The organism is Microbacterium sp. (genome assembly GCF_035277845.1).
Taxonomy (GTDB): Bacteria; Actinomycetota; Actinomycetes; order Actinomycetales; family Microbacteriaceae; genus Microbacterium.
The window spans coordinates 1-14,727 of the sequence record NZ_DATEJS010000067.1 but is presented as its reverse complement, the minus strand read 5'-3'; the positions used below and the strand labels follow the sequence as shown (position 1 = coordinate 14,727).

Sequence of the window (14,727 nt, the reverse complement as noted above, 5' to 3'; positions counted from 1 at the left end):
CACCCGGGGTCGCCGGCGTCGTCGCGGCCGATGCGCTGCGGATCGCCGCGTGGCGACCGCGTCGCGCCGACGTCGACGCGCGCACCCTGCCGCACGAGGTCGACTGGCTGCGCACCGCCGTGCACCTCGCCAAGGGCTGCTACCGCGGGCAGGAGACGGTCGCGAAGGTGCACAACCTCGGTCATCCGCCGCGCCGGCTCGTCGCGCTGCAGCTCGACGGGACGGTACCGGCTCGGGGCGATGTCGTGCGCCGGGACGACGCGGAAGTCGGCACGGTCGTGGCATCCGCGCTGCATTACGAAGAAGGACCCATCGCGCTCGCGCTGCTGCGCCGCTCGGTGCCGGTGGACGCCGTGCTCGTGGTGGCGACCGCCGACGGCGACGTCGCCGCCGCGCAGGAGGTCATCGTCCCGCCGGATGCCGGCGCCACCGCCGAGGTTCCGCGCCTGCCGCGGCTCGGCCACCGCGCGGCCTCGTAGGCCGCGATGACCGAAGCCTCGCCGCCGACCGCACCGCTCACGGTGCCGCTCAAGACGGGCTGGCGGGCGCGGCTGGACCTGACCCCGAACGTCGAACGGGTGCGCGTCTCGGCGATCGCCATCGTGCAGATCGTCGTCGCCGCGACGGTCGCCTGGAGCTTCGCGCGGTACGTGCTGGGGCATCCGGTGCCGACGCTCGCCGCGAGCGTGACGGTCACGAGCCTCGGGCTGGTGCGCGACGCCCGGCCGAAGCGCGTGGCGATCACCGTGATCGGGATGCTGGTGGGCGTGCTCATCGCCGATCTGTTCTCGATGGTGGCGGGCACCGGGTGGTGGCAGATGGGTCTCGTGCTGGCCTCCACCCTGCTGGTCGCCCGCTTCCTGTCCGCGTTCCCGCCGTTCGCGATCATGGCGGCGGTGCAGGGCATCGTCGTGATGTCGTCGCCGTCGATCTCGCCGTTCTCGCGCCTTGTCGACGGGGTCGCCGGCGGAATCGCCGCGCTGCTCGCGACGGCGCTCATCCCGCGCAATCCGCGCCGCGAGGAGGTGCGCGACGGTCAGGCTCTGTTCAACGCCTACGCCAATGCCGGCGGGACGCTCGTCCAGGCGCTGCGCCGGGGCGACCGGCGGCGGGCGACACGGGCGCTGGAGAAGGCGCGCGGCCTCGGGCCGCTCGTGGACAACTGGCGCGACGCCCTCGACTCCGCCCTCGGCGTGGCCGGCTTCTCCCCGTGGCTGCGCGGCAGCCGCCCGGAGCTGCGGCGCCACGAGCAGATGCGGCAGGCGATGGACTTCGTGGTGCGGAGCACGCGGATGCTGGCCCGCCACGTCGTCTACGTCACCGAGGACGGTCAGCCGCGTCCGGAGACAGCCGGCCTGCTGCGGGACGTGATGCGCGGCGTCGACCTCCTCGCACTGAGCCTCGACGACATCGCCCAGCAGGAAGCCGCCCGCGAGCTGCTGCTCGCCCTGGCAGCACGCCTCGATCCCGCCGCGCTGATGCCCGGCGCCTCCATCGCCGAGCAGCACGTGATCGCGGGCCTGCGGCCGATCGTGGTCGACCTGCTGACCGCGACCGGCATGCCCGCGGCCGAGGCCCGCGCCGCCCTGCCGCACATCTAGCGCGGGGAGCCTCCGGCCGACTCGGCGGCTACGCGGACCGCGAGTTCGAGGGCGCGCACGATCTGCTCCGGCGGCAGCTCGGGCTCGCCGGCGGGCGCCTGCCCGGTCGCCCACGGCACGTGGATGAATCCGACGCGGCGCTGCGGACTGTGCTGAAGCGCCCGGTAGAGCACGTGGTTGCACACGAACGTCCCGGCCGACAGGGACACCTCGCACGGGATGCCGGCATCCGCGACGGCGCGCACGATGTCTTCGACCGGCAGCGTCGCGAACGCGGCAGCGGGACCGCCGGGCAGCGACTCGGCGTCGACCGGACGGGCGCCGGCGTTGTCCGGGATGCGGGCATCCTGCAGGTTCACGCCCACCCGCTCGACGCTGATCGCGCCGCGGCCGCCGGCGACGCCGGTGGCGATGACGACGTCCGGGTCCTCCGCGTCGACGAGCCGCCGCAGCGCCTCCGGAGCGCCGGCGAACGTGACGGGCAGGATGCCGGTGACGAGCGCCTCCGGCCCGGTCCACCGATCCCGCAGCGTGAGCACGGCATCCTGGGTCGGGTTGTGCGCGTCGCCGCCGAACGGCTCGAATCCGGTCAGCAGGACCTTCGTCATGCGGGGGCCTCCGTGAACTCGATGCGACCGGTCGCGATCTCGGCCGACTGCAGCACCACGGTGATCGGCTGGCCCGCCGCGACATGATCGCCCACCGGACAGGTCGCGGTGAGGGCGGGGTCGTCGAGCTGGATCCGCGCCCGGGCGCCGTCGCGCTCGAGCACCGCCGCGGTGAAGCGCTCGCCGACGCGGTCGAACAGGAGCGCGGCCTCGATCCGGTCGCGCGCGCCGGTGTAGAGGCGTGACGCGCGCTGGGTGGAGGCCTGCATGAGCTCCGGCACCTGCGACAGCGACGCGCGCGCCCAGCCCGGCACGTCCGCACCGGCGCAGATCGCCTCGCACACCACGAGCCCCCAGCGGTCGACGAGCCGACGCAGGGGAGCCGTCACATGCGCGTACGGCGCCGCGACCGCGGCCTGCACGGTGACCGCCGGCACCTCGCCGTCGAACGCCGCGTACCCGGCGCCGCGGAACAGGGACGCCGCGGCGTGCAGCACCGCGAGAGTCTGCGGGTCGTCGCGGTCGAGGCCGCGCAGATAGTCGCCGTACGTCTGCTCGGCCGGCCACGGAAGCCCGAGCGCGCCGACTCGCACGCGGAAGCTCGCGAGGGCGTCGTCGGCCGGCGGCGGCATCGTGCGCAGCACTCCGACCCGCGCTCCGAGCATGAGGGATGCCGCGGCCATGCCCGTCAGCAGCGACAGCTGCGCGTTCCAGTCCTCGACCGGCAGCGGGCGGCGGCGGATGAGCCGGTAGCCGTTCTCCGGATCCTTCTCGATCTCCTCGTCGGGCAGGTTGAGGCTGGCCCCGCCCCGGGCCTGCTCCTGCGCGATGCGCGCGCGGCCGATCTCGGGCAGCAGGGCCGCCGGGGAATCGGCTCCGGCATCCAGAGCCTGCTGGGTCGTCACGTACTCCAGCTGCTCGCGGGAGCGGACGAGCGCGCGCTGCACCCGGTGGCCGATGTCCGCGCCGTCGCGGTCGAGCTCGACGGTCCAGACGAAGGCACTGCGGTCCCGGCCGGGGAGGAGCGATGCGCGGTCCTCGCTCAACACGACCGGATGCAGCGGCACCGTGCCGTCGGCGGCGTACAGCGTCTGACCGCGGCGGCGGGCTTCGGAGTCCACCGCCTCGCCGGGGGCGACGACCGCAGGGACATCCGCGATCGCGTAGCGCACGCGCCACCCGCGCCGGGTGCGTTCGAGGTGGAACGCCTGGTCGAGGTCGCGCGATCCGATCGGATCGAGCGTGGCGAACGGGATGTCGCGCAGGTCTTCCCGGGGCGCCTCGGCGTGGGCGGCATCCGCCTCGGCGATCACCTCGGGAGGGAAGTCCGCGGGGATCTGCAGTTCGGCCCGCAGTGCCGCCAGTGCCTCGGCCAGCTCGGTCTGCGCGGTGGACGCGGTCAGCCGATGGCGCGGAGTGGGCACCCCGTCAGGCTACGCCCCGTGCCGGGTACGGGCGCCGGGCAGCGCAGGAACGTCGACATCGCCGGGGTGAAGGTCACGAATTCATCACTGCCTCTTGACAACGCGTGTGTTCTGTATACAAAATACTGACGACCCGCCCGAACGGGTCCTCTGGACAGAGCCGTTCATCCGAAGAAAGAGCCTCGCATGCTGAACTCGAAAACCCTCCTCAAGTCCGGCGTCGTCATCGGCGTCGCGGCGGCGATGACCGTCGGGCTCGGCGCCTGCAGCGGCGGCGGCGGTGGTGGCGGCGGCGGCAAGTCGACGGTCGTGTGGTCGACGTGGGGCACGCCCCAGGAGCTGCAGCGCTTCAAGCAGTTCGACACGCAGTTCATGAAGGACCACCCCGACATCACCGTCGAACTCCAGCCGGTCGCCGACTACGGCGACTACCACACGAAGCTCCTCACCGAGCTCGCCTCGGGAACCGCACCCGACGTCTTCTACATCGGCGACGACCAGATCGGCAAGTTCGTGAATTCGGACGTGCTGATGCCGCTGAACTCGCTGATGTCGTCCAGCGGCGGCAAGACGACGCAGGACTCGTTCTTCCCCGGCCTTCTCGGCGCCGCGGACAAGGGCGGCCAGATCCTCGCCGAGCCCAACGACTCCAACCCCGACGCCCTCTGGTACGACAAGGTCGCACTGAAGAAGGCCGGCATCACGGAGGACCCGGCGACCCTCGCCGCCGAGGGCAAGTGGACGACCGCCACCTACCTCGCGATGAACGACAAGCTCCACAAGGCGGGCCTGACCGGCTCGATGTTCTGGAACTACTGGTCCACGCACTGGAGCTGGATCTCCTCGCAGGGCGGCCAGGTCTTCGACAAGTCCGGCAACTTCGTCGCGAACACCGACCCGACCTCGGTCGCCGCGATGGACACCTTCGGCAAGGAGTTCCAGAACAAGACGTTCCTCGTCGCCGACACGCTGCCCTCGGGAGACGGATCGGACAGCCTGTTCGTCTCGCACAAGGCCGGCTTCTACATCCAGGGCCGCTACACGATCGGCACGGTCCAGTCGGCGGGCGACCCGCAGAACTACGACGTCGCCCCGTGGCCGACGCCCGACGGCAAGGCCGCCCCGACCGGTGTCGCGGTGAGCTACCTCGCGATCAACGACAAGACGAAGGTGAAGTCGGCAGCGTTCACGTTCTGGAGCGCGTTCCTGAGCTCCGAGGGCCAGACCTTCCGCCTGAAGGACGGCGGCAACGCGGTCCCGTCCATCAAGGGCGCCGACTCGGTGGTGCTCGACGGCTACCCGAAGCACGCGCAGACCATGCTCGACATGCGCAACATCGGCTTCGAGGACTTCGCCCCCGAGGCGAAGGTGCCGGGTCTGTCGACCGACGTCAGCGCGATCATGCTGCAGCTCTACCAGGGCAAGCTCACCGCGAAGGCCGCTCTGGATGCCTCGGCGAAGCTGATCGACTCCAAGACCAAGTGAGGCTGACGTGACCGCGGTGCTCTCCGACGCAGCACCCGGCACGGTGACGCCGCCCGCCACGCCGCTTCGGAAGGAAGCGGCGTGGCGGCGGCGGGACCGGCGCTGGGGATACGTCTTCGTCGGCCCTCAGCTGATCGGCATGGCGATCTTCGTCATGGTGCCGTTCGTCGCCAGCGTCGTGCTCGCGTTCGCGAAGTGGGACGGTCTCACCGCGCTGCAGTGGGTGGGGTTCGACAACTTCCGGCAGGAGCTGACCGATCCGCTCTTCGGCCGGGCCATCCTGAACACCCTGCTGATCGCATTCATCACGGTGCCGATCGGCCTCGGGCTCGCGGTCATCATCGCGGTCGCCCTGGAGAACCTGAGGACCCGCACCCTGTACCTCGTGCTGTTCTTCTCCCCGGTGATCACCAGCAGCATCGCCGTGGCGATGATCTGGCAGCAGCTGTTCCGCAAGGACGGCATCCTGAGCCACTTCATCTCGACCGTCTTCCACGTGCCGGCCCCGGACTGGCTCGGCGATCCGCACCTGGCACTCATCGCGGTCTGCATCGTCACCATCTGGTCGTCGCTCGGACTCAACGTGGTGATCTTCCTCGCCGGGCTGCAGAACATCTCGCCGTCGGTCATCGAAGCTGCGCGCCTGGACGGCGCCGGCGCCGTGTCGCTCTTCTTCCGGGTGCGGCTTCCCCTGCTGTCCCCGGTCATCTTCTTCTCGACGGTGATCGCGTTCATCAGCTCGCTGCAGACCTTCGACATCGTCTTCGTGCTCGTCGCGAACGCGGGCCCCGACAACGCCACCCGCACGATCGTGTACCACATCTACGATCTCGGCTTCGGGAAGACCGAGTTCGGCGTCGCCAGTGCGGCATCCATCATCCTGCTGGTGATCACCCTGGTGATCACGGCGATCCAGTTCGGCGCCCAGAAGCGATTCGTGCACTACGAGGACGGTGCGGCATGATCCCCACGCCCACTCCGAACGCCGCTGGCGCGTCGCCCGGAGCCTCCGGGCGCGTGGGCCCAACCCTGAATCCTCCCGCCCCGCCGACCGAGTCGACCGTCGCGCTGACGGCGCCCGGGTACCGGCCGCGCGCCGGCGGCGGGCGCGACCGGGCCAAGCGCCGCGTGCGCACGACGATCCTCCACGTCGTGCTGATCACGGCCGGGATCCTGATGATCTACCCGTTCATCTGGATGCTGGTCACCTCGTTCAAGGGTCTGCCGCAGCTGCTGAACCACCCGCTCAGCTTCTGGCCGAGCCCGTGGGTGCCGCAGAACTACCTCGACGCGTGGAACGACGCGCCGTTCGCGCAGGCGTACGTCAACAGCATCTACATCGCGGTGCTCGTGGTGATCGGCACGCTCATCACCGCCGCGATGGCGGGCTATGCGTTCGCGCGCATCAAGTTCCGCGGCGCGCGGGTCATGTTCATCGTGTTCCTCGCGACGCAGATGATCCCGATGCAGGTGACGCTGATCCCGTTCTACCTGCTCATGGCCAAGTTCGGCTGGGTGAACTCGCATCTCGCGCTGATCATCCCGGCGTCGCTCGCGAACCCGTTCGCGGTGTTCCTGATGCGCCAGTTCGTGCTGTCGCTGCCGTCGGAACTGGAGGAGGCAGCCCTCGTCGACGGTGCCGGCCGCTGGCGGATCTTCTGGAGCATCGTGCTGCCGAACCTGCGCCCCGCACTCGGCTCCCTCGCGATCATCGTGGCGCTCGGCACCTGGAACAACTTCCTGCTGCCGCTCGTGATCCTCAACAGCCAGGACCTCTTCACGGTGCCGCTGCTGCTGCAGAGCTTCCAGGGTCAGTTCGGCTCGGTCAACTACGGCCTCATCATGGCGGCCTCGGCCGTGTCGACGATCCCGATGCTCATCGCGTTCGTGATCGGCCAGCGGCAGATCCTCAACAGCATGGCGGCGTCGGGGCTCGGCGGTCGATGAGCGCGGACGACCTCGCCCGCCTCGCCGGGCGCCACCTCGACCTGCAGCAGGCTCCGTTCACGCTGCCCGGGTCGCGGATCCTCGTGTTCGGCGGCGCCGACGGCGCCGGCATCCGCGTGCACACCGCCGCGTACGAGAAGCCGCTCGACGCGTGCCGCGTGATCGACCGGCTCGTCGTGACGGATGCCGCCGGCGCGGTGGCATCCGTCACCGAGGTGCAGCCGCACGCCGTGAGCTTCGGCGACGGCATCGCGACGCTCGTGTTCGCCGGCGCCGAGGCGCTCTCGATCGACGGACGGCCGGGGACGGTGGTCGAGTGGACGACGCCCGACGGATCCACGGGGTGCCATCTCTTCGGCGGGCCGGTGCGCTTCGACGTCGCCGGCGACCGGGCGATCGCCGTGACGGAGTGGGCCGGGCACGACAGCGCCGTGGCCGAGGCGCAGGCGGTCTGGCGCGACTGGTTCGCGAAGTGCCCGGTCGTGCGCGACGACCTGCAGGAGATGACCGCGTTCTGCTGGTGGGTGCTCGGGGCGAACATCATCCGCCTTCCCGCCTTGCAGGGCGGGCGCCCCGTCGTGCCCTCGAAGATCGGGTACGTGGGCCTCTGGCAGTGGGACGCCTACTTCATCGCGGTCGGGTTGCGGCACGGTGACCCGGAGCTCGCCCGTGAGCAGCTCGATCTCGCCTTCCGCTACCCGACCGCAGCCGGGCAGCTGCCCGACGTCGTGCACGAGGAGGGGGTGCTCGCCTCGAGCGACGACCTGCCGCAGGCCGACCGCGACCGCCTGCGCCGTGCGGGCTCCGCCATCGCGGACCCGAACGCCCCGGTGCCGCTGACAAAGCCCCCGCTGTCCGCGTGGGCGCTGCGCAAGGTGCTCGAAGCGGCGCCCGAGACGCCGGAGATCCGGGCGTGGGCGCGGCGTCAGCTGCAGACCATCCGCCGCTCGCAGGACTGGTGGTTCGCCGACTCCGACCTCGACGGCGACGGGATGCCGGAGTACGGGCATCCCTACTCGTCCGGCCTCGACGACAGCCCCATCTTCGACGGCCCGCTGCCGACGACCGCTCCCGATCTCGGCGCCTACCTCGTGCGGCAGGACCTGGAGCTCGCGCGGTTCGCGGAGGAGTACGGGGATGCCGACCCCGCCCTGCACCGCGGCCGGGCCGGGCGCACGCTCGGGCTGCTCATGCAGCTGTGGGATGCCGACCGCTCCGTCTTCCTCGCCCGTGCGGCGGGCGCGCCGGTCGCCTCCGATGCCGTCACCGGGCTCATGCCGCTGCTCACCGGTGAGCTCCCGCCGGCCACCACCGCGGCCCTCGTCGCCGCGATCGACGACCCGCGGCGGTATGCGACGCCGTGGGGCCTGCCGACGGTGGCGGCATCCGACCCCGACTTCTCGGCGACGCGGATGTGGCGCGGTCCCGTGTGGATCAACACGAACGCGCTCGTCGCGGAGGGGCTGGAGCTCTGCGGGTTCCCCGAGCGCGCCCGCGCCCTGCGCGAGTGCACGGTCGACCTGGTGGTGCACGGCGGCGGCCCGCACGAGTACTTCAACCCGCTCACGGGGGAGAAGGCGCCGGCGGCCACCACCGCGTTCGGCTGGTCGGCGGCGCTGTTCGTCGACCTCGCCGTGCAGCTCAGTCGGTGAAGTAGGCGCTGGAGGCGTTGTCGAGGATGCGGCGCATGCCATTCATCCAGTTCGCGGTGAGTGCCACGACGGCGCCGTCGAGGTCGCCGGCGGCGAGGGCCTGCGCGATCGCGGAGTGCTCGGCGGCGACCCGGGCGACCATGGCGTCGTTCGGCACGAGCAGGGACTCGTAGCGGTGGAACGCGCTGCGCGTGGCTTCGATCATGTCGAGCAGGCGCCGGTTGGGGCAGGCAGAGAGCATGATGCCGTGCCACTCGTCGTCCTTCGTGATGACCAGGCTGTGCTGCACGACCTCGTCGTGGAAGGCCGCCGACAGAGCCGTCAGGCGCTCGCCGATCGGGCGCAGCTCGTCGGCCGGGCTGAGGCGCAGCGCGAGGGCCTCGAGGGCCGCCATGATGGGCGCGAGCTCCTCGAACTCGCTCTTGCTCAGCGGCACGAACCGGAAGCCCTTGCCGTTCTGGCTCTCGATCTGCCCCTCGCTCTCGAGGGCGATGAGCGCCTCGCGCAGCGGAGTGCGACTGACGCCGAGTTCGGCCGCGAGCTGCACCTCGTTGATGCCCTCGCCGGGCTGCACGTCTCCCGCGCGCATGCGCGTCAGCAGCTCGTCCCGCACCTGCGAACGCAGGTTCTTCCGTTCGATCGCCATGGGTCGTCTTCCTCCGTGCTGTCGTCAGCATAGGGCTTGACCAGGACCGGCTTCCGCCCTACGCTTACTGTATACAGAATACATTGGACAATCGACGCGGTCCAGTGATTCCGGAATCCGTGACTCGGAGAGGAGACGCCGTGGCCCCCATGTCGCGCACCCTGCGGCTCGATGCCCTCGCCTACGGAGGCGACTACAACCCCGACCAGTGGTCGGAGGACGTATGGCACGAGGACGTGCGCCTGATGCGCGAAGCCGGCGTCAACATCGTGAGCCTGCCGATCTTCAGCTGGCCGCAGCTGGAGCCGGAGCCCGGCGTCTACGACTGGGGATGGCTCGACCGCATCCTGGACCTGCTCTGGAGCAACGGCATCGCGATCGACCTCGCCACCGCCACCGCGACTCCGCCGTCATGGCTGCTGCGGGCGCATCCCGAGATGATGCCGATGGACGCCGACGGACGCCGCCTCGAGTTCGGCTCCCGCCAGGTGTACTGCCCGAGCTCGCCGATCTGGCGCGAGAACGTCGTCCGGATGGCGCGGGCCATGGCCGAGCGCTACGGCGACCACCCCGGGCTCGCGATGTGGCACGTCTCGAACGAGTACGGGGACCACGTGTCCCGCTGCTGGTGCCCGGAGTCGGCCCGCCACTTCCGCCGGTGGCTGCAGAACCGGTACGGCACCCTCGAGGGCCTCAACGAGGCGTGGGGCGTGAACGTCTGGGGTCAGCGGTACACATCCTGGGACCACATCGAGACGCCCAAGAAGGCGCCCGGCCCGGGCAATCCGACGCAGCTGCTCGACTTCGAGCGGTTCTCGTCCGACGCCATGCTCGAGCTCTTCCAGGTGGAGATCGACGTGCTGCGCGAGGTGACCCCGGACGTCGCGGTGACCACGAACTTCATGAGCATGTTCCGCGACCTCGACTACTGGCGCTTCGCCGAGGTGGAGGACGTCGTCACCGACGACGCCTACCCGGAGCCGGCCGACCCGATCTCGCACGTCGGGGCATCCCTCAACTACGGGCTGATGCGCTCGCTGAAGGACGGGCAGCCGTGGCTGCTGCTCGAGTCCTCCGCCGGCGCCACGAGCTGGCGCGACATCAACGTCCCGAAGGCGCCCGGCAAGATCCGGGTGGAGAGCCTGCAGGCCGTCGCGCACGGCTCGGACGGCATCATGTTCTTCCAGTGGCGCCAGGCCAGGTACGGCCAGGAGAAGTTCCACTCGTCGATGCTCGGCCACCGCGGCGAGAAGTCGCGCTCGTACCGCGAGACCACGGCGCTCGGCAACGAGCTGGCGCGACTGGAGCCGGTGCGCGGCACCCGCGTGCGCGCCCGCGTCGCGCTCGTCGTGGACTGGGACTCGTGGTGGGGATCGAGCGCGATCGAGTCCCTGCCCTCCCAGCGCCTGCAGTGGGCGCAGCAGGCCCGCGCATGGCAGCGCGCCATGTACCTGCTCGGCCAGCCCGTCGACGCGGTGCGCGCCACGGGCCCGTTCGACGCGTACGACGTCGTCATCGTGCCCAACCTGTACATCTCGGATGCCGCGCAGGCGACCGCCCTCACCGCGTTCGCCGAGGCCGGCGGCACGGTCGTGGTCGGCCCGTTCTCGGGGGTGGTGGACGCCACCGAGAAGGTGTTCGACGGGGGCGCCCCGGGCCCGTTCCGGAACCTTCTCGGCATCGAGGTCGACGAGCAGTGGCCCCTCGACGACGGTGTCGCCGAGTCGGTCGCGCTCGGCGTCGCGACGCACCCGGCGACGATCTGGACCGAGTGGATCGAGGCCGACGCCGACGTCGACGTGCATGCGCGGTACCGCTCCGGCGAGCTCGACGCGCTGCCTGCGGTCACCGCCCGCGCGGCGGGCGAGGGCACGGCCTGGTACGTGAGCTGCGTGCTCGACGACGCCGGCATGGCCGCGGTGTTCCGCGACGTGCTGTCCGGCGCAGGCATCCCGGCCCGCGACCGCGTGGACGTGCACCTGGACGCCGTCACGCGCTCCTCCGCCGACACCGACTACACCTTCGTGCTCAACCACGGGCGCGACCCGCTCACCGTCGACGTCCCGGCCGGTGCGCGCGACCTCCTCTCCGGCGAGACGACCGGCGCGACCCTGACCCTGCCCCGCTTCGGCGTGGCGGTGCTCGAGACGCCCCGCACCGGCGCCGTCCCGTTCGTGACCCCGACCCCCACCATCGATTGAAGGATGCCGTGACCGAACCGTTCATCCACCCGTACATCCCCAACAGCGCACCCGCCGTCAAAGCGCAGATGCTCGCCGCCGTCGGCGCCGAGTCCGTCGACGAGTTCTACGCCGACGTGCCCGACGACCTGCGGCTGCACCGTCCGCTCGACCTGCCGGCGGCGCTGCCGGCCGAGCAGGACCTCGCCCGGCACGTGCGCGGCATCCTCGGCCGCAACCGCTCCACCGACGAGCGGCTGAGCTTTCTCGGCGCGGGCACCTACAACCATTACGTGCCGGCCGTCGTCGACGAGGTCATCGGCCGCAGCGAGTTCCTCACCGCGTACGCGGGGGAGCCGTACGAGGATCACGGCCGCTTCCAGGCCCTCTTCGAGTACCAGTCGCTGATGGCAGAGCTGCTGGCCATGGACGTCGTCAACGTGCCCACCTACGACGGATTCCAGGCCACCGCGACCGGCCTCACGATGGCCGGCCGCATGACCGGCCGCCGGCGCGTGCTCGTGGCCAGTGACGTGCTGCCTGCGAAGTACTCGAAGGTGCACGACTACGTGCGCCACCACATCGACCTGGAGCTCGTGCCGACGGTGGACGGCGTCGCGGATGCCGCGACGGTCGTCTCCCGCCTGGGCGACGACGTCGCCGCGGTCTGGGTGGAGACGCCGAGCTGCACCGGCGCCGTCGAGACCGGCGTCCGCGCCCTCGCCGACGCCGCCCACGCGGTGGGCGCGGTGGTCGTCGTCGGCACCGACCCGATCGGCTACGGCGTGCTCACCCCGCCGGCGCTGCACGGCGCGGACATCGTCACCGGCGACATCCAGTCCCTCGGCCTGCACCAGTGGTACGGGGGAGCCCACGGCGGCTTCATCGCCGTGCACGACGATCCGCGTTTCGTCATGGAGATGCCGTCGCGCCTGTTCGGACTGGCCACGACCGACGTCGAGGGGGAGTACGGCTTCGGCGACGTCGCCTACGAGCGCACGTCCTTCGCCCTCCGCGAAGAGGGCAAGGAATGGGTCGGCACCGCGGCCGCCCTCTGGGGCATCGCCGCCGGGGTCTACCTGTCGCTCATGGGGCCGCAGGGCATGGCCGAGCTCGGCGAGCTGCTGCTGGCCCGAACCCGCTACGCGCAGCAGGCGCTCGCCGCCGTCCCGGGTGTCGCGCTCGGCGACGGAGCGCTGCACCTGCGCGAGTTCACCGTGGAGCTCACCGGCGCCACGGCATCCGGCCTCGTCACGGCCCTGCGCGCGGAGGGCATCGAGCCCGGCGTGCCGGTCGGCACGCACACGCTCCTCGTGTGCGTCACGGACGCCACCTCCCAGGCCGACATCGACCGCCTGGCATCCGCGGTCGCCCGCCATCTCTCATCCACGACCGAATCCACCCTCCAGGAGCAGAAATTGAACGCATGCGATGCACCGAGCGAGCGGAGCGAGTCGAAGTGAGCCTCCCTGTCGCACCCAAGCCGGCCGTGCGCCGGTTCCACCAGGCCAGCTGGGACGAGCCGATCGTCTTCGAGCTCAGCACCCCGGGCGAGCGGGGCGTGCTGGTGACCCCGATCGAGCAGGGCGTACGCGGCGCCGTCGGCGATGTGCTCGGCACGCTGCCGGAGGGCATGCGGCGCGCATCCGCGCCGGGCCTTCCCGAGATGGGTCAGCAGCGCGTGCTCAAGCACTACCTGCGCCTGTCGCAGGAGAACCTCGGCGCCGACTTCAATGTCGACATCGGCCAGGGCACCTGCACCATGAAGTACTCGCCGAAGATCAACGACCAGCTGATCGGCACACCCCGGCTGACCGCGATGCACCCGCTGCAGGACCCGGCCGACGCGCAGGGCGTGCTCGAGATCATCTGGCGCCTGGAGCGGATGCTCGCCGAGATCAGCGGCATGGACGAGGTGTCGCTGCACACCCAGGGCGGCTCGGCGGCCATCTGGTCGAACATCGCCATGATCCGCGCCTTCCACGAGGCGAACGGCGAGGGCGAGCAGCGCCGCGAGGTCATCACCACGATCTTCAGCCACCCGTCGAACGCGGCCGCCGCCAAAGCCGCGGGCTACGAGGTCATCACCATCCACCCGGACGGCGACGGATACCCCGACCTCGACGCGCTGAAGGCGGCGCTGTCGCCGCGCACCGCCGCCATCATGGTGACGAACCCCGAGGACACCGGCATCTACAACCCGGCGATCAGGCAGTGGGTGGATGCCGCGCACGCCGTCGGCGCGCTCGCGTCGTACGACCAGGCCAATGCGAACGGCATCCTGGGCATCACCCGCGCCCGCGACGCCGGATTCGACGTGTGCCACTTCAACCTGCACAAGACGTTCTCCACCCCGCATGCGTGCGGCGGCCCGGGCGCCGGCGCCAACGCGGTGAGCGCGAAACTCGCCCCGTTCCTGCCCGGGCCCCGCGTGTCGAATGAGGACGGCATGTTCACGGTGCGCGACGGCGCAGAGCCGTCGATCGGGACGGTCGCCCCGTTCCACGGCGTGGTGCCGAACATCGTGCGCGCCTACGCGTGGACGATGGCGCTCGGCGCCGAGGGCCTGCGCGCCGTCGCCGAGATCGCGGTGCTGAACAACAACTACCTGCTCGCGAAGGTGCTGCAGATCCCCGGCGCATCCGCCCCGTACGCCGACGGCCGCCGGCGCATCGAGCAGGTGCGCTACTCGTGGCAGGAGCTGTTCGAGCAGACCGGCATCTCGTCCGAGCAGATCGGCGTGCGCCTGTCGGACTTCGGCATGCACTACTGGACGAGCCACCACCCGTACGTGGTGCCCCAGCCGTTCACTCTGGAGCCCACCGAGTCCTATTCGAAGGCCGAGATCGACGAGTACGTGGCGGCGCTCGCCGAGGTCGCCCGCGAGGCGCGCGAGACACCCGAGGTCGTGCGGACCGCGCCGCACAACCAGACCGTGCACCACACGCACCACGACGACCTCGACGACCCGGAGCGCTGGGCCATCACCTGGCGCGCGTACCGCCGGAAGTACCCTTCGGCAGGCTCAGGGCGGGCCGCCGTCGCCGGCGCTCCGGCGGGCGAGGTGCCGGCGGACTTGGCTGCGCCGGCCGCACTGGCCGGGGCGGCATAGGACGCCGGATGCTCGGACTCGTCGTCAACCCCGTCGCCGGGGTCGGCGGCCCCGCGGGGCTCGCCGGCTCCG

Annotated in this window: 12 protein-coding genes; 9 read left to right on the top strand and 3 right to left on the bottom strand. The window is 71.1% G+C overall.

Features of this window, described 5'->3' with window-relative positions; genetic code table 11:
• On the top strand, positions 1-479 hold a 479-nt coding region (locus tag VJR25_RS02925), incomplete at its 5' end, for a YgfZ/GcvT domain-containing protein (RefSeq protein ID WP_414683710.1).
• A gap of 6 nt (positions 480-485) precedes the next feature.
• The gene (locus tag VJR25_RS02920; RefSeq protein WP_324112353.1) at positions 486-1,601 is read left to right on the top strand and encodes an FUSC family protein; all 1,116 of its coding nucleotides are present in this window, start codon (positions 486-488) and stop codon (positions 1,599-1,601) included.
• Here the strand turns inward: VJR25_RS02920 and pcp are convergent.
• On the bottom strand, positions 1,598-2,209 hold the full coding sequence (pcp, locus tag VJR25_RS02915; protein WP_324112351.1) for a pyroglutamyl-peptidase I: 612 nt from the start codon (positions 2,207-2,209) through the stop codon (positions 1,598-1,600). The two genes, VJR25_RS02920 and pcp, sit on opposite strands and share 4 nt — an antisense overlap.
• Entirely contained in the window at positions 2,206-3,633 is a 1,428-nt protein-coding gene (locus VJR25_RS02910) for an RNB domain-containing ribonuclease (RefSeq protein ID WP_324112349.1), read from the bottom strand. Before VJR25_RS02910 ends, pcp begins: the two co-directional genes overlap by 4 nt.
• Positions 3,634-3,819: 186 nt before the next feature.
• Here VJR25_RS02910 and VJR25_RS02905 point away from each other — a divergent pair, with 186 nt between their 5' ends.
• The 4 genes from VJR25_RS02905 to VJR25_RS02890 are packed head-to-tail and all read left to right on the top strand — an operon-like array spanning position 3,820 to position 8,717.
• Positions 3,820-5,118 (top strand): sugar ABC transporter substrate-binding protein, encoded by a 1,299-nt coding sequence (locus tag VJR25_RS02905; RefSeq protein WP_324112347.1) that lies wholly within the window; start codon positions 3,820-3,822, stop codon positions 5,116-5,118.
• Between the two features lie 7 nt (positions 5,119-5,125).
• The gene (locus VJR25_RS02900) at positions 5,126-6,082 is read left to right on the top strand and encodes a sugar ABC transporter permease (RefSeq protein ID WP_324112345.1); all 957 of its coding nucleotides are present in this window, start codon (positions 5,126-5,128) and stop codon (positions 6,080-6,082) included.
• A gap of 53 nt (positions 6,083-6,135) precedes the next feature.
• Positions 6,136-7,065 (top strand): carbohydrate ABC transporter permease, encoded by a 930-nt coding sequence (locus tag VJR25_RS02895; protein WP_324112342.1) that lies wholly within the window; start codon positions 6,136-6,138, stop codon positions 7,063-7,065.
• Complete coding sequence (locus VJR25_RS02890; protein ID WP_324112340.1) at positions 7,062-8,717, top strand: amylo-alpha-1,6-glucosidase; 1,656 nt, start codon at positions 7,062-7,064, stop codon at positions 8,715-8,717. Before VJR25_RS02895 ends, VJR25_RS02890 begins: the two co-directional genes overlap by 4 nt.
• On the opposite strand, the gene VJR25_RS02885 is transcribed toward VJR25_RS02890, so the two are convergent.
• Complete coding sequence (locus tag VJR25_RS02885; RefSeq protein WP_324112338.1) at positions 8,707-9,363, bottom strand: GntR family transcriptional regulator; 657 nt, start codon at positions 9,361-9,363, stop codon at positions 8,707-8,709. The genes VJR25_RS02890 and VJR25_RS02885 overlap by 11 nt on opposite strands.
• 149 nt (positions 9,364-9,512) lie before the next feature.
• Between VJR25_RS02885 and VJR25_RS02880 the strand changes: the two genes are divergently transcribed.
• Genes VJR25_RS02880 through gcvPB form a run of 3 tightly spaced genes read left to right on the top strand, consistent with a single transcriptional unit; the run spans position 9,513 to position 14,655 of the window.
• Positions 9,513-11,564, top strand: coding sequence for a beta-galactosidase (locus VJR25_RS02880; protein ID WP_324112355.1), 2,052 nt, complete (start codon positions 9,513-9,515; stop codon positions 11,562-11,564).
• A gap of 8 nt (positions 11,565-11,572) precedes the next feature.
• On the top strand, positions 11,573-13,006 hold the full coding sequence (gene gcvPA, locus VJR25_RS02875; RefSeq protein ID WP_324112336.1) for an aminomethyl-transferring glycine dehydrogenase subunit GcvPA: 1,434 nt from the start codon (positions 11,573-11,575) through the stop codon (positions 13,004-13,006).
• A complete protein-coding gene (gene gcvPB / locus VJR25_RS02870; RefSeq protein WP_324112333.1) occupies positions 13,003-14,655 on the top strand; it encodes an aminomethyl-transferring glycine dehydrogenase subunit GcvPB in 1,653 nt (550 codons plus the stop codon). Before gcvPA ends, gcvPB begins: the two co-directional genes overlap by 4 nt.
• Positions 14,656-14,727 lie beyond the last annotated feature (72 nt).

Bases quoted from the DNA above. Each gene is read 5' to 3' on its own strand.
- VJR25_RS02880 (WP_324112355.1), top strand. From the start codon at position 9,513: ATGTCGCGCACCCTGCGGCTCGATGCCCTCGCCTACGGAGGCGACTAC.
- VJR25_RS02920 (WP_324112353.1), top strand. From the start codon at position 486: ATGACCGAAGCCTCGCCGCCGACCGCACCGCTCACGGTGCCGCTCAAG.
- VJR25_RS02905 (WP_324112347.1), top strand. From the start codon at position 3,820: ATGCTGAACTCGAAAACCCTCCTCAAGTCCGGCGTCGTCATCGGCGTC.
- VJR25_RS02885 (WP_324112338.1), bottom strand. From the start codon at position 9,363: ATGGCGATCGAACGGAAGAACCTGCGTTCGCAGGTGCGGGACGAGCTG.
- pcp (WP_324112351.1), bottom strand. From the start codon at position 2,209: ATGACGAAGGTCCTGCTGACCGGATTCGAGCCGTTCGGCGGCGACGCG.
- VJR25_RS02890 (WP_324112340.1), top strand. From the start codon at position 7,062: ATGAGCGCGGACGACCTCGCCCGCCTCGCCGGGCGCCACCTCGACCTG.